Origin of the sequence: Enterobacter sp. HK169 (assembly GCF_001719105.1) — a bacterium.
In the GTDB taxonomy this organism is placed as follows: Bacteria; Pseudomonadota; Gammaproteobacteria; order Enterobacterales; family Enterobacteriaceae; genus Enterobacter; species Enterobacter asburiae_B.
Genome location: NZ_CP017087.1, coordinates 2,734,218 through 2,748,878 on the forward strand (window position 1 = coordinate 2,734,218; position 14,661 = coordinate 2,748,878).

Consider the following 14,661-nt stretch of genomic DNA (forward strand, 5'->3'; position numbering starts at 1 on the left):
GAGAAACTTCAACGTTTAACGCAAAAACATTCGAACAGCCTAGAGAATATCGTTCAGCATCACGCCCACGCCGACGCGGGTCTGGTTGAAGTTGTAATCGATAAGCGACTCGCCGTAACCGCTGTACACCTGCGTATAGATACGGACATGCTTCGTCATTGGATAGCTTAAGCCCACTTCCGCACCGCCGTAGCCGGTGTTCCAGTTGTACTGGCCTTTGGCGCTGAGCACGGCATCACCCAACTGATAGCCGACTTTGAGCTGGTAGTAGCCCATATATTTGGTGATATCCGGGTTGTCATCGGTTTCGCCCACCACATACCACGGCTTCACTTCCACCATCCAGTTACCGTTCTGCGCCATCAGACGCGTATAGGCACGGTTCCAGCTGCGCGAGGTAGGATCAGAGCGACCGTTGGAATCGTGGTTAAAGCCCACTTCGACGTCACGCAGCGTCCAGCCCGCAAACTCATAATCCGTTGCAAAACCGAGGAACAGCTGCGGCTCATAGTTGGTTTCACGGAACGGCGAGGACTCTCCGCTGTTAGAGAGCTGCCACCAGGATTTCTGCGTGTAAGACGCCCCGAGCACCGAGTTCGGCCCCAGAATACCGCGCCAGAACGGGAACGCCAGGCTGAGCTGGAACTTCACCTCATCTTTACGCGCATTATCAGACCAGTTATAGGAGCTTATCGCCTCTTTGTTAAGATCGCTGGTCTGGGTGTAAATCACATAGTTGGTGTCATACGGATAGAGCGTGAACGGATTGTCATGCTCCTGAAGAAGGTTCGCGATAATGCTACCGTGAACGGCAGGTTTATCATGCACCTCTTTAATCGTCGCTTCCTGCGCATATGCTGTGAGGGGCAGCGCAACCGCCGCCAGTAACCAGGCCAGATACGTCCGCATCGGTGGTGTTCTCCTGCAAAAGAGTAAAATTAGCTGAATAGTTATGTGGCGAACATTCTACAGACTTCTGCGACAACTGCTGCATCCTCGTTTCTGAAAGTGGAATTCCTTGTTGCCGAGGCATAAAATCAACATTTCGTTAACAATAAGGATGTGATGCCTCATGTCAGCCATGCTTACCGCCGAAGAAGTGTTAAAACTCGTGGGCGAGATTTTTGTTTACCATATGCCCTTTAACCGCGCGCTGGGACTGGAGCTGGAGCGTTACGAGAAAGATTTTGCCCAGCTGAGCTTCAACAACCAGCCGATGATGGTAGGTAACTGGGCGCAAAGTATTTTGCACGGCGGCGTGATTGCCTCCGCGCTGGACGTGGCGGCAGGTCTGGTCTGCGTGGGCAGCACGCTGACCCGCCATGACACCATCAACGAAGACGAACTCCGCCAGCGTCTGGCGCGCATGGGCACCATTGATTTGCGCGTCGACTATCTTCGCCCGGGGCGCGGAAATCGCTTTACCTGTTCCAGCAGCCTGCTGCGCGCGGGAAATAAAGTTGCCGTGGCGCGCGTTGAATTACACAACGAAGAGCAGGTGTATATCGCCAGCGCAACCGCCACTTATATGGTGGGTTGAGGCGGCAAAATCGGGTAAAATTAATTCACTTATTTGTAACGGATTTTCCCGATGGATGCTAAACAGACGCGGCAGGGCGTTTTACTCGCCCTTGCCGCTTATTTTATTTGGGGTATCGCCCCGGCGTATTTCAAGCTTATCGCCTACGTTCCTGCCGATGAGATCCTGACTCACCGCGTTATCTGGTCATTCTTCTTTATGATTGCGCTGATGAGCCTCAGCCGTCAGTGGTCGGGCGTCAAAACGCTGCTGCAAACCCCGAAAAAGATTTTCCTGCTGGCGCTCTCCGCGGTGCTGATTGGCGGCAACTGGCTGCTGTTTATCTGGGCGGTGAATAACCATCACATGCTCGAAGCGAGCCTGGGGTACTTCATTAACCCGCTGGTGAATATCGTGCTGGGGATGATTTTCCTCGGTGAGCGCTTCCGCCGGATGCAGTGGGTGGCGGTGATTCTGGCCTTCTGCGGCGTACTGGTGCAGCTCTGGACCTTCGGCTCGCTGCCGATTATTGCCCTCGGCCTGGCGTTCAGCTTTGCGTTCTACGGCCTGGTGCGTAAGAAGATTGCGGTGGAAGCGCAGACGGGGATGCTGTTTGAAACCCTGTGGCTGCTGCCCGTGGCGGCGATTTATCTCTTCGGCATCGCCGACAGCGCCACCAGCCATATGGGCAGCAACCCGTGGTCGCTGAACCTGATGCTGATGGCGGCGGGCGTGGTGACCACCATTCCACTGCTGTGCTTCACCGGTGCCGCGACGCGCCTGCGTCTCTCCACGCTGGGCTTCTTCCAGTACATTGGCCCGACGCTGATGTTCCTGCTGGCGGTGGTGTTCTACGGTGAGGTGCCGGGGGCGGATAAGATGGTGACGTTCGCCTTTATCTGGGTGGCGCTGGCAATCTTTGTTGCGGATGCGATTTATACCCAGCGCAGGGTGCGCAAAGGGTTGTGATGTTGCCCTCACCCTAACCCTCTCCCACTGGGAGAGGGAATTCGATCGTAGGGCGGGTAAGCGCAGCGCCACCCGCCAGATTTTTACAGCCAGTTCCTGCGTTTGAAATAGAGATACGGCGCCAGCCCCGCGAGGATCATGAAGATAATCGCCCCCGGGTAGCCAAAACTCCACTTCAGCTCCGGCATAAACTCAAAGTTCATCCCGTAGCTGGACGCCACCAGCGTCGGCGGCAGGAACACCACGGACACCACCGAGAAGATCTTGATGATGCGGTTCTGCTCGATGTTGATAAAGCCCATCGCCGCCTGCATCAGGAAGTTCACCTTCTGAAACAGGGATTCGTTGTGCGGCAGCAGGGATTCGATATCTCGTAAAATCTCCCGCGCCTGCTCCAGCTGACCGCCCGGCAGACGTGCCTTGCGCACCAGGAAGTTCAGCGCGCGCTGTGTATCCATCAGACACAAGCGCACCTTCCAGCCGATATCTTCCAGCTCCGCCAGCGTGGAGAGCGCTTCGTCGTATTCATCGCCCTGATGGCCTTCCATGATCACGCGGCTCAGCTTTTCCAGATCGCTGTAGATGTTTTCAATTTCGTCCGCCAGCTGTTCAATTTTGGTCTCGAACAGATCGAGCAGCAGCTCGTAAGCGTTACCGTCCACCATTGCCTGGCTGCGGGCGCGCATGCGGTAGAGGCGGAATGCCGGCAGCTCGCGCTCGCGCAGGGTAAACAGACGGCCGTCGCGAATGGTAAACGCCACGGTGGAGTTACCCGCGTGGTCTTCCGCATCTTCAAAGAAGAAGAAGGAGTGAATATGCAGACCGTCTTCGTCTTCAAAAAAACGCGCGGATGCTTCGATGTCTTCCAGTTCCGGGCGGGTTGCCAGGCTTTGCCCCAGTTCAGATTGTACGCGAAGGCGTTCATCGTCGTCCGGCTCGACCAGATCCACCCATACGGCATCAATGAGGGGCTGTGACTCTTCGGCTTCAAGCCGAGTAAGTCGGTTATTTTCGAGTTGAAATGCGCTCAACATGACCGGGACTCCCAATGCAAAAAATATCGGACAGTTCGGTGGGCACACAGAAACAAATTGGGTTTCAGACCATTAAACAGCCTGACTCAGCGCGACGGGAATAATGCAGGTCGCTGACAACCACTAAGGCCATCAGCAAGAGGAGATAGCCTTAGGAGTTGTTCCTGGATGACAGGGAATTGAGCCAGTATCTACTGGGTGTGTCCAAGGCGAATGTCCTCTTAGCGTAATCGTGCGCGCATGTTACGCCAGCTATAACTATGGCGTCAACACGCAACGGAACGCTGAAGGGCATTAATTGACCTTCGCTGTATAAGGCTAGCAGATTATTACAAAATAATGATATTTTTCTGAATGTTAGACTGTTTCCAGCTTCGCATAGGCCGCCACCAGCCATTTGATCCCCTGCCCCTGGAACGCCACCTGCAGACGGCTGTGCTCGCCGCTGCCTTCCAGATTCACAATGGTGCCTTCGCCAAACTTCGAATGGCGCACGCGCTGGCCTAGCTTGTAGCCGGTGTCGGTTTCCGCAATCGGCGAGCCCATGCGCTGATGGCTGACCGGACGGCTGATGCTCGCCCGCAGACGCACCTCTTCCACGCACTCTTCCGGCAGTTCGCCTATAAAGCGCGATGGACGGTGATAAACCTCTTTGCCGTACAGACGGCGGGTTTCGGCGTAGGTTAGCGTCAGCTTTTGCATTGCGCGCGTCACGCCCACGTAGGCCAGACGACGCTCCTCTTCCAGACGTCCGCCTTCATCCAGCGACATCTGGCTCGGGAACATCCCCTCTTCCATCCCGACAATAAACACCTGCGGGAACTCCAGGCCTTTGGCGGAGTGCAGTGTCATCAGCTGAACCGCATCCTGCCAGGTGTCCGCCTGCCCTTCACCCGCTTCCAGCGCGGCGTGGGAGAGGAACGCCTGCAGCGGCATCAGATCTTCGTCTTCTTCGTTGTAGCTGAACTGGCGCGTTGCCGTGACCAGTTCCTCTAAGTTCTCAATACGGGTCTGGCCCTTCTCGCCTTTCTCCTGCTCGTACATGGTTCGCAGGCCGGAGTCTTTAATCACCCGGTCGGTCTGCACGTGCAGCGGCATATCGGCCGTTTCCTGCGCCAGGGCGTCAATCAGCTCTAGGAAGCGCTGTAATGCGCTGGCGGCACGTCCGGCGAGCGCTTTTTCCTGCAGCAGCTCGCGGCACGCCTGCCACAGCGTCAGCTGGCGATCGCGCGAGGCCTGACGCACGACGTCCAGCGTGCGGTCGCCAATCCCGCGGGTCGGCGTATTGACCACGCGTTCAAACGCCGCGTCGTCGTTGCGGTTCGCAATGAGGCGCAGATACGACAGCGCATCTTTGATTTCCTGGCGCTCGAAGAAGCGCATGCCGCCATAAATGCGGTACGGCATGCTCACCTGCAGCAGCGCCTCTTCCAGCACGCGCGACTGGGCGTTGCTGCGGTAGAGAATGGCGCACTGCTCCAGCGCGCCGCCGTTGTCCTGCCAGGTTTTGATGCGGTTCACCACGAAGCGGGCTTCGTCGAGCTCGTTGAAGGCGCAGTAAATCGAAATCGGTTCGCCGTCGACGCCGTCGGTCCACAGCTTTTTACCCAGACGCCCGTTGTTGTTCTCAATGAGGGCGTTGGCCGCGCTCAGGATGTTGCTGGTTGAACGGTAGTTCTGCTCCAGACGGATGGTTTCCGCGCCGGGGAAATCGTTGAGGAAGCGCTGGATATTCTCCACCTGCGCCCCGCGCCAGCCGTAGATCGACTGGTCATCGTCGCCCACGATCATCACCTTGCCGGTATCACCGGCCAGCAGGCGGATCCACGCGTACTGGATGTTGTTGGTATCCTGGAATTCGTCCACCAGGATATTGGTGAAGCGTTCGCGGTAGTGCTGCAGGATGTGCGGCTTGTTGAGCCACAGCTCGTGGGCGCGCAGCAGCAGCTCGGCGAAATCCACCAGGCCGGCGCGATCGCACGCTTCCTGGTAGGCCTTGTAGACGTTCTGCCAGGTCTGCTCGACCGGGTTGCCGAAGCTCTGAATGTGGTGCGGGCGCAGCCCTTCGTCCTTCTGGCCGTTGATGTACCACATCGCCTGACGCGGCGGCCACTGCTTCTCGTCGAGGTTCATCGCCTTGATCAGGCGCTTCAGCAAGCGGAGCTGGTCTTCGCTGTCGAGGATCTGGAAATCCTGCGGCAGGTTGGCGTCCATATGGTGCGCGCGCAGCAGGCGGTGCGCCAGGCCGTGGAAGGTGCCAACCCACATGCCGCCCTGGCTGGTGCCCATCAGCTGGGCGATACGGTGGCGCATCTCTGCTGCCGCCTTGTTGGTGAACGTCACCGCCATGATGGAGTACGGGGAGCAGTTCTCCACGCTCTGCAGCCAGGCGATACGGTGAACCAGCACGCGCGTCTTACCACTGCCCGCCCCAGCCAGCACCAGCATGTTGGTGCGTGAGGCGGCAACCGCATCACGCTGTTTGTCATTAAGGCTGTCGAGCAGGTAAGAAACGTCCATTGGCACCGTCACATAGTATTCAGGAACACAGCGAAGCGCCCGGTGGCGCTTCGCTTACCGGGCCTACAACTGCAAACCCCTGGTAATTTATACAATATTACTGGTGATTATATCAGCGTCGTGAGGGATGCCAACCGTGAAATTTCCACGTGCGGCAGAAGACGGCTGTCGGTTGCGGTCATCAGCTCCGCATTTTCCGGCTTGATCCAGCAGGCCTGCATCCCGCAGCGAATAGCACCGGCCACGTCCGTGGTCAGGTCATCCCCCACGTGCAGAATGTTACCCAGCGGCAGGTTAAGCTTATCCGCCGCCAGATGGTACATATCATTAAACGGCTTCGCGCGCCCGTGCGGGCCCGCGCGCAGCACAAATTCAAAGTAATCGCTGAGGCCAAACAGCTCGGGCTGGGCATTGCCGTTGGTGATGGCCACCAGCGGCCACTTTTCGGCAAGCTTCGCCAGCGTGTCGTGGGTCTCCTGCGGCACGTCGATACGGCTGCGCCATTTGGCAAAGTTTTCCATGGCCGCTTCGGCACCGATGGCCGCGTCCTGCGCGCTCAGGCCAGCATTGAGCATCGCCTGCTCGACCGCACGACGACGCCATTCGGTCACGTCGTGGTAAATGTCCGGCTCGGTTTCCCGCAGGGACTGACGAAGCTTCTGAAAGTCCTTGTTCTGTATCGCTTTCAGCGCGGGATGGTAGTTCTGCACAAACGCCAGCGACTCCTGCTCGGTACGCAGGATCACCTCGCGGTTGTCGTAAAGGGTGTCATCAAGGTCAAACGTCAGGGCTGAGATCTGACCAAGTGGGCGGTAAAAACGCATTATTTCCCCCGTTTGGCGCGTGGATGCGCCGCGTCATACACCGAGGCAAGGTGTTGGAAGTCTAAGTGGGTATAAATTTGTGTGGTCGACAGATTCGCGTGGCCAAGCAGTTCCTGCACGCCGCGCAGATCGCCGCTCGACTCAAGCATGTGTGTCGCAAAGGAGTGGCGCAGCTTGTGCGGGTGAACGTGGCTGTTCAGCCCCTGCTTAATGCCCCACTCCGCAAAGCGCTTCTGGACGTTACGCGCCGAGATCCGTTTGCCGAGCTTCGACAGGAACAGCGCATCCTCTTCGCTGCCAAACAGCCCGCGCAGGTCAAGCCAGTGCTCAATCCAGGAAACCGCATTGCGGCCAATCGGCAGGCGGCGCTCTTTGCTGCCCTTACCCATTACCCACACTTCACCGGACTCCAGATCGAGGTGTTTGATATCAAGATTAACCAGCTCTGACAGACGCAGCCCGGCACCGTACATCACCTCCAGCATCGCGCGGTCGCGCACGGCGAGCGGATCGTTAAGGTCGATATCCAGCAGGCGGTTTACGTCGTCAACGTCGATATTTTTAGGCAGATGGCGCGGCGCTTTCGGCGTGGCGATCCCCTTTGCCGGGTTGGCTTTTAAGCCCCCCTGGCTGACCAGCCAGTCGAAGAAACTGCGAAGCGCTGAGAGCCTGAGCGCCAGGCTCGCCGGGCTGAGATTTTTTTTACGGCTACGCACGACGAACCCGCGTACCGTCGCAGCGTCACATTGTTGCCAGCTTTTCAGGCCGATTTCGTCGGCGATCTGCATGATGGCATCAAGCTGACGCTGGTAGTTGAGCAGGGTAATGGGGCTAAGCTGACGCTCCACGCCCAGATAGCGCAGAAAGCGCGAGACGTCAGTGGCGAGCAGTCCGTCCATCATACGCGCTCAATCCAGCGCTCCAGCAGCTCGGGCAGCATCAGGGCGATCTCCTGCAGCAGGTTCGTAGCTTGCCCCTGCTCATAGTGATGCGCATCGCGGCTGGTAAATAACATGACTCCCAGATCGCCATCGCGCCCCATCAGCGACATCGCCACCGAGCCAATCGCTTTGGCTTCCGGTAACACCACCAGCAGCTCAGGCCCGTTCAGCGGCCCCAGATAGTGGTGCTCATGGCCCAGACGCTGAATGCGCAGCGGTTCAAACGCCTGACGGCTGAGCGCCAGATGGGTGAACCCCGACGGTGCGCCAATGCGCCAGCGGTCCGGGAACAGGCGAATCGTCGCGCCCGCCAGCCCAAGCTCACGAGCCCAGCGGTGGAAGCGGCTGAGGAACTCGTCAAGACTGTGCGCCGACGCCAGACGCGCCTGCAGGTGCAGCAGACGATAGAACAGGCTTTCGTTGGTGCTGGCCTGCTCCATCAGCAGCGTCATATTCTCTTCAAGCTGATTGATGTGGTTGCGCGAGCGCGCCATGTGCCATTCGACCAGCGACACGGTCCCGCGAACCGGATGCGGCACGCGCATCTCTTCGACGACGCGTGCATTACGAATAAAAAACTCAGGATTGCGCAGCAGATAATCAACAACAGCTCTGTCGTCCAGTTCCGTCACTGTTTCCTGCAGTTCTTCCCCTGGTTGTTTCATAGATGGATAAACCCGTCATAGACATGTGCCGCCGGGCCAGTCATATACAGTGGATGACCCGGTCCTTTCCAGGCGATATCAAGCCGACCGCCCGGTAATTCCACGCGAACCTCTTCAGCCAGTAACCCCTGGGAGATGCCAACGGCCACCGCTGCACAGGCACCGCTTCCGCAGGCCTGAGTCTCGCCCGCGCCGCGCTCGTAAACCCGCAGGCGAATGTGCTCGCGCTTCACCACCTGCATAAAGCCGATGTTCGCGCGCTCCGGGAAACGTTCGTGGCTTTCCAGCACCGGGCCGAGCGTTTCGACCGCGGCGGTTTCCACATCATCAACCTGAATCACGCAGTGTGGGTTACCCATTGAGACGACGCCGCACAATACTGTCTGCTCGGCCGCACGCATAATATAGGTCTTTTCCGCTTTGTTTGCGCGAAACGGCACGACGGAGGGCTCGAAGTTAGGCTCGCCCATGTTCACGCGCACCAGCTCATCATCGGTGACGCTGAGCACCATGCGGCCATTGGCCGTGCTGACGCGAATATCACGCTTGTTGGTCAGCCCTTTCAGGCGGACAAAGCGGGCAAAACAGCGCGCGCCGTTGCCGCACTGGTTAACTTCGCTGCCGTCCGCGTTAAAAATACGGTAGTGGAAATCGAGGTCGGGATCGTACGGTGGCTCGACCACCAGCAGCTGATCGAACCCCACGCCCAGATGCCGATCCGCCAGGCGACGGATCAGTTCCGGGGAGAAAAACACATTCTGCGTTACCGCGTCGACGACCATAAAATCGTTGCCAAGGCCATGCATTTTAGAGAACTGCATCATTTGCTCCATTGCGCGGGTACAGAACGTTGTCGTCAGAGATTAACCTGAGTCGGGCCACCGTTGTCGCCACGATCGTTAGTATTTGGCGTGGTGGACTCAATGCCGCTTTGCACGGGTTTCGTCGGCGGCGGCGCGGTTTTATCCGCAGGTGGGAAGTACAGTGGTCCCTTCAGTCCGCAGCCAGTCAGGCTAAACAGCGTGATGAGAACGGCAAGCGTTCGGAAAGCGTTTTTCATTATAAAGTTGCCCGTAAGTTCAAATCTGTTTCTATCATCGCAGGAGAAGACACAAAAGCAAGAGTTTGCCGCTTTCCTGCAACGGGAATTATTTAGGGTTATACTGCCGGCATCACGAAAAACAGGAACAAAACCATGAACGACAGTGAATTCCATCGCCTTGCCGACAACCTGTGGATGACCATCGAAGAGCGTCTTGACGACTGGGATGGCGACAGCGATATCGATTGTGAAATCAACGGCGGCATTCTGACCCTGAGCTTCGAAAATGGCAGCAAAATTATTATTAACCGCCAGGAGCCGCTTCACCAGGTGTGGCTGGCCGCGAAACAGGGCGGCTATCATTTCGATCTGAAGGACGGGGAATGGGTTTGCGACCGCAGCGGCGTACCGTTCTGGGATCTGCTGGAACAGGCGGCGACCGCGCAGGCGGGTGAGGCTGTGAGTTTCAGGTAGTTTTGTTGCCGGGTGGCGCTGCGCTTACCCGGCCTACGGGTTCGAGCTGTTGTAGGCCCGGTAAGGCGTAGCCGCCACCGGGCGAGCGAAAAGGCTCAGGAGAAATACTGCTGCAACAGCGGCGCGGTGTCCTGATTGGCAGGCGCGGCAGGCGTTACGGCCTGGGTGCGGAACGGGATCACCTGCGTACGACCGTCGACGTTCACAATCTGGTAGAACTGCGGCAGGTTAAAGTTGATAAAGCTTGAGCCGTAGGTGAAACGGTCATGCGAAGAGGAGTAGAAGCGGCTGACGTCGCGCACCAGCTCCTCTTTACTGCCTTCACAGTGGTGATACACCTCGGCGCGGTTGGTTTCATCCAGAATGTAGATGTTGAACCCGGCATCGTCGCCCGACTCTTCAAAGAAGAACTGAATAATCCCTTCGCTGGCGAATCCGTCCACCACCTGCGGCAGCTTAACGTGGTTGGTTTCCACCTGCACCGACAGGCCATGCAGCTTGTTGTGTGAAATCGCGCCGTAGAACTCGATGGCGTTTTCCAGCTTCTGTACCGACACGTTCAGGCGTTCGAAGAACAGGCCCCAGGTCTGACCGGAAACGCGCAGCGCTTTAAAGCGTCCGGTTTCCTGACGGGTGCTGGACAGACGCAGTTCGATACACTCAGAAACCAGCTGCTGCACGCGGGTACGAATTAAACCGCGCAGGTGCTGGCTGTAGCAGAACACCTCAACGCTGTCCGGCGGTGCGGCATCCTGGTGCATCTTGCCGAGAATCGTTTTCAGCGCTTCGATCATCGCCTGCTCGCCGTTGAAATGCAGGGTACGCACTTCGTTCCACGAGTTGCGGTACAGCAGATCGACGCTGCCCACCAGGCAGTTTTGCTGCTCGCCAAAGCTGAAAACGTCCAGCTTGCGGAAGTCAAAGTGAACCACCTGATTGCGGAAGGCTGCCGTCGGGTCGTATTCCAGGTTGACGATAATCGCCAGATGGCGAATTTCGCACGGGCTGTAGAGCGCTTTCGGCGTTGGGGCAGGCAGACGCAGCGGGAAGTGGTGCGACACATCCGCGACCATCTCCTGCAGCTTAGCGAGATCAACCACCTCGTTGCCTTTGATAAACAGGCGCGTACGCGAGGTCAGCAGGCCGTTAAACCAGGCCCAGGCCACCAGCTTGTTCAGGTAGCGGTTATACTCCAGCGGCTGATGGCTGATGATTGAGTCCATGCTTGGCGCACGGTTATACAGATACCACCCGGTGCGGTTTGCGCGGCCCGGTGGCACGTAGATAAAGGTCAGGTTCGGTTCTGACAGGTCTGGCGAAATCTGCGGGTTAACCAGGGTGACTTTGCCCGGCAGCGCTTCAAACGCGGCGTACAGCTTACGGGTCAATACCCCGATGTCCTGCGGGCTGGCGGAAACGCTGAGGTTGTTACGGCGCGCAAAGCGGATCAGGTTACGGTAGCTTTGCATCATCGCATCGAGCAGTTCGTTGTGCGCTTCACGCACCTGATCGATTTTCCAGTTGGCCCGGTTGTCGAGCATGGACAGACGCGCTTCGTCCCATCCCCACTCTTTCACTAACTGACTGACCACCTCACGACGCCAGCCCACGCAGGCGCGCTCGCGGCTCAATTTCTCACAGACTTTGAGATAGAAACATCGACGCACCAGGTCAAGACGCGTGGTGTCATCAATGGCTTTCAGGTATTCAGTCACGCGCTCCAGCATCATGCAGTAGGCGTCCAGCCCGAAGGAAACAATTTCCCCGTCGTGCAGACGCTGCTTGATATCTTTCGCCAGCAGGCGCGGCGTAGGGTATTCCCAGGAATAGGCTTCCAGCAGCAGCGTTTTCAGCACCGCTTTGTACGGTGAGTCGATACTCTTATAGAGCTGCCAGAGGCTTGCGCCAAAGTACTCTTCGGCTGACAGAGAGCTGAGGCCGCCAAGATCCAGCCATTCGTTTGGCGTCAGTACGCCCTGCGCATAAAGCGACATGACGTAGTCATCGTAATGCTCTTCTTCTTCGCAAGGGACCATATTCCACAGAATACGCTTTCCGGCCAGACGCACAGCAGTACGGTAAAATTCATCCAGCAGTAAGATGTGCTGGGTCGAGCCGCAGTCCTCACCACCCAGACTGCCGCTTTCATTATGGCGGAAACGGTTTTCATCAATCAGGAAGAAGCTTACTTCCACGCCGAGCGAGGCCGCCCAGCTCTCCAGCAGGCTGCACTTGCGCTGCAGCAGCTGACGCTCGTCGTTATCGAGCCAGGACTGATGGCAGACCCAGATGTCCAGGTCCGAAGAACAGCTTTGCCCTACCGATGAGGTGCTCCCCATAGAGTAAACGCCGGTAATCGGCAGTTCACCTTTTGGAGACTCCTGTGGCGGCATGCCGCGGTAGAGTTCCAGCTCGTTCAGGTAATGCTGTTGGGTTTCATCAGGCGTGAAAAGGCAAATGCCCTGGGGAACGTTACCGTCAAGGTAGCCAGGCATCAGCGGATGGTGATAGTGCAATAATGTCGGCAGCAGACTGTATACCTGCTGGAAAGCAGGGCCCATGGCAGCAAGCGCGCGATCCACACGCAGTTGATTAATGGCATCCAGTCTCTGTTTCAGAGTCTCAATATAGAGGTACAAGACGTATCGCCTGATGTTTCCGGGTGTCGCAAGCTATTCAAAACACGAATAACAGCGGACCCGCAGTATTTCAAAAAGATAACCGTTACCCTTTTTCGCCCTTATCATTTTTGGTGGTAGCGACGAAAAAATGGTCTAAAACGTGATCAATTTAACACCTTGCCGGTTGACCGTAAAGAAAGATGCGCTACATACAAGTGTAGCACCGTTCTGTACGTGTAAATTCCTGAATACGGCTATGGCTGACGAATACGCCGCCTTGTCCCTCTCACGCTTCATCAACCGTAAAACTGCCATCCCAGAGTCAACAATGTTAGGATGGTTAGCGATTGATAATGACGGTAACAAGCATGTTAGACAATGTTTTGAGAATTGCCACACGCCAAAGCCCCCTCGCGCTCTGGCAGGCACATTATGTGAAGCAGCGCCTTGAAGCCTGCCACAGTGGATTGCGCGTCGAGCTGGTGCCGATGGTCACGCGCGGTGACGTGATCCTCGATACGCCCCTGGCGAAAGTGGGCGGCAAAGGCCTGTTTGTCAAAGAACTGGAACTGGCATTGCTTGAGAACCGCGCCGATATCGCCGTACATTCAATGAAAGACGTGCCTGTCGAGTTCCCGGAAGGGCTGGGGCTGGTGACCATCTGCGAGCGTGAAGATCCGCGCGATGCGTTTGTCTCTAACCACTATGACTCGCTCGACGCGCTGCCGGAGGGTAGCGTGGTTGGCACGTCCAGTTTACGCCGTCAGTGTCAGCTGGCAGAGCGCCGTCCTGACCTGATCATTCGCTCGCTGCGCGGTAACGTCGGAACGCGTCTGGGCAAGCTGGATAACGGCGATTACGATGCCATTATCCTCGCCGTTGCCGGCCTCAAGCGTCTGGGGCTGGAGTCGCGCATTCGCGTGGCGTTGCCGCCAGAGCTGTCGCTCCCGGCCGTGGGCCAGGGTGCCGTCGGCATCGAGTGCCGTCTGGACGATGCGCGTACCCGCGCACTGCTCGCACCGCTGAACCATGACGAGACCGCTATCCGCGTAAAAGCCGAGCGTGCGATGAATACCCGCCTCGAAGGAGGATGTCAGGTACCGATTGGCAGCTATGCTGAATTAACAGAAGGTGAGCTGTGGCTGCGCGCGCTGGTAGGCGCTCCGGACGGTTCCCAGATGGTACGCGGCGAACGTCGCGGTAAAGCGCAAGATGCCGAGGAGCTTGGCGTGTCGCTGGCGGAAGAGCTGCTGGATAACGGCGCCCGCGAGATTCTGGCTGACGTTTATAATGGAGAGCCCCCTGCATGAGTATTCTTGTCACCCGCCCTTCTCCCGCAGGAGAGCAGTTAGTGAGCCGTCTGCGCACACTGGGGCAGGTGGCCTGGAGTTTTCCGCTCATTGAATTCTCCCCCGGTCGGGAGCTCTCCGCGCTCGCCGACCAGATGAATACCCTTCAGGAAGGCGACCTGCTGTTTGCGCTGTCGCAACATGCCGTGGAATTTGCCCACGCGCAGCTGCAACAGCAGGGGTTGGCCTGGCCACTTGCCCCCCGCTATTTCGCGATTGGCCGCACAACGGCACTGGCGCTGCATACCGTAAGCAGCGCGGACGTTCGTTACCCGTTAGATCGGGAAATCAGCGAAGTCTTGCTACAATTACCTGAATTACAAACTATTGCCGGAAAGCGTGCGCTCATTTTGCGCGGCAACGGTGGCCGCGAACTGCTGGGCGAAACGCTGCGTGAACGTGGTGCAGACGTGACGTTCATTGAGTGCTATCAGCGCTGTGCAAAACACTACGATGGCGCGGAAGAGGCGATGCGCTGGCACGCGCGCGGCATTAATACGCTGGTGGTCACCAGCGGTGAAATGTTACAACAGCTTTGGTCGCTGATACCGCTTTGGTATCGCGAAAACTGGTTACTCCGCTGTCGGCTTCTGGTCGTCAGTGAGCGTCTGGCGAACCAGGCCCGGGAACTGGGCTGGCAGGATATTCGGATCGCTGATAACGCCGACAACGATGCGCTGCTGCGCGCATTACAATAACTCTC

Annotated in this window: 15 protein-coding genes; 5 read left to right on the forward strand and 10 right to left on the reverse strand. The window is 57.5% G+C overall.

Annotation, left to right across the window (positions count from 1 at the left end; translation table 11 throughout):
• Window positions 1-39: 39 nt before the first annotated feature.
• The gene (gene pldA, locus EnteroDNA1_RS13020; protein WP_023333803.1) at window positions 40-909 is read right to left on the reverse strand and encodes a phospholipase A; all 870 of its coding nucleotides are present in this window, start codon (window positions 907-909) and stop codon (window positions 40-42) included.
• 163 nt (window positions 910-1,072) lie between these two features.
• Between pldA and yigI the strand changes: the two genes are divergently transcribed.
• Window positions 1,073-1,540 (forward strand): acyl-CoA thioesterase YigI, encoded by a 468-nt coding sequence (yigI, locus tag EnteroDNA1_RS13025; RefSeq protein ID WP_032644790.1) that lies wholly within the window; start codon window positions 1,073-1,075, stop codon window positions 1,538-1,540.
• Window positions 1,541-1,591: 51 nt separating this feature from the next.
• A complete protein-coding gene (gene rarD / locus EnteroDNA1_RS13030; RefSeq protein WP_023309622.1) occupies window positions 1,592-2,488 on the forward strand; it encodes an EamA family transporter RarD in 897 nt (298 codons plus the stop codon).
• A gap of 83 nt (window positions 2,489-2,571) precedes the next feature.
• On the opposite strand, the gene corA is transcribed toward rarD, so the two are convergent.
• From corA to lptM, 8 genes are all read right to left on the reverse strand, one after another.
• Complete coding sequence (corA, locus tag EnteroDNA1_RS13035; RefSeq protein ID WP_008501540.1) at window positions 2,572-3,522, reverse strand: magnesium/cobalt transporter CorA; 951 nt, start codon at window positions 3,520-3,522, stop codon at window positions 2,572-2,574.
• A gap of 151 nt (window positions 3,523-3,673) precedes the next feature.
• Complete coding sequence (gene ysgD / locus EnteroDNA1_RS22585) at window positions 3,674-3,730, reverse strand: YsgD/CorL family protein (protein WP_212743980.1); 57 nt, start codon at window positions 3,728-3,730, stop codon at window positions 3,674-3,676.
• Window positions 3,731-3,879: 149 nt separating this feature from the next.
• Window positions 3,880-6,042 carry a DNA helicase II gene (gene uvrD / locus EnteroDNA1_RS13040; protein ID WP_033146899.1) on the reverse strand — a complete coding sequence of 721 codons (2,163 nt, stop codon included), beginning with the start codon at window positions 6,040-6,042 and terminating at the stop codon, window positions 3,880-3,882.
• Between the two features lie 107 nt (window positions 6,043-6,149).
• Window positions 6,150-6,866, reverse strand: a complete 717-nt coding sequence (gene yigB / locus EnteroDNA1_RS13045) for a 5-amino-6-(5-phospho-D-ribitylamino)uracil phosphatase YigB (RefSeq protein ID WP_033146900.1) — start codon at window positions 6,864-6,866, stop codon at window positions 6,150-6,152.
• On the reverse strand, window positions 6,866-7,768 hold the full coding sequence (gene xerC, locus EnteroDNA1_RS13050) for a tyrosine recombinase XerC (RefSeq protein WP_033146901.1): 903 nt from the start codon (window positions 7,766-7,768) through the stop codon (window positions 6,866-6,868). Before xerC ends, yigB begins: the two co-directional genes overlap by 1 nt.
• Window positions 7,765-8,472: a DUF484 domain-containing protein gene (locus tag EnteroDNA1_RS13055; protein ID WP_069303412.1), complete on the reverse strand. Its 708-nt coding sequence runs from the start codon at window positions 8,470-8,472 to the stop codon at window positions 7,765-7,767. Before EnteroDNA1_RS13055 ends, xerC begins: the two co-directional genes overlap by 4 nt.
• Window positions 8,469-9,293, reverse strand: coding sequence for a diaminopimelate epimerase (gene dapF, locus EnteroDNA1_RS13060; protein ID WP_008501545.1), 825 nt, complete (start codon window positions 9,291-9,293; stop codon window positions 8,469-8,471). The genes EnteroDNA1_RS13055 and dapF overlap by 4 nt, the downstream gene beginning before the upstream one ends.
• Before the next feature lie 35 nt (window positions 9,294-9,328).
• Window positions 9,329-9,532: an LPS translocon maturation chaperone LptM gene (lptM, locus tag EnteroDNA1_RS13065; RefSeq protein WP_014885650.1), complete on the reverse strand. Its 204-nt coding sequence runs from the start codon at window positions 9,530-9,532 to the stop codon at window positions 9,329-9,331.
• Between the two features lie 135 nt (window positions 9,533-9,667).
• Here lptM and cyaY point away from each other — a divergent pair, with 135 nt between their 5' ends.
• Window positions 9,668-9,988 (forward strand): iron donor protein CyaY, encoded by a 321-nt coding sequence (cyaY, locus tag EnteroDNA1_RS13070; RefSeq protein WP_023333807.1) that lies wholly within the window; start codon window positions 9,668-9,670, stop codon window positions 9,986-9,988.
• A gap of 95 nt (window positions 9,989-10,083) precedes the next feature.
• Here the strand turns inward: cyaY and cyaA are convergent, their stop codons facing one another.
• Entirely contained in the window at window positions 10,084-12,627 is a 2,544-nt protein-coding gene (gene cyaA / locus EnteroDNA1_RS13075; RefSeq protein ID WP_023309629.1) for a class I adenylate cyclase, read from the reverse strand.
• A 350-nt stretch (window positions 12,628-12,977) separates the two neighbouring features.
• Here cyaA and hemC point away from each other — a divergent pair, with 350 nt between their 5' ends.
• On the forward strand, window positions 12,978-13,919 hold the full coding sequence (hemC, locus tag EnteroDNA1_RS13080) for a hydroxymethylbilane synthase (RefSeq protein WP_069303413.1): 942 nt from the start codon (window positions 12,978-12,980) through the stop codon (window positions 13,917-13,919).
• On the forward strand, window positions 13,916-14,656 hold the full coding sequence (gene hemD / locus EnteroDNA1_RS13085; RefSeq protein WP_047059115.1) for a uroporphyrinogen-III synthase: 741 nt from the start codon (window positions 13,916-13,918) through the stop codon (window positions 14,654-14,656). Before hemC ends, hemD begins: the two co-directional genes overlap by 4 nt.
• Window positions 14,657-14,661 lie beyond the last annotated feature (5 nt).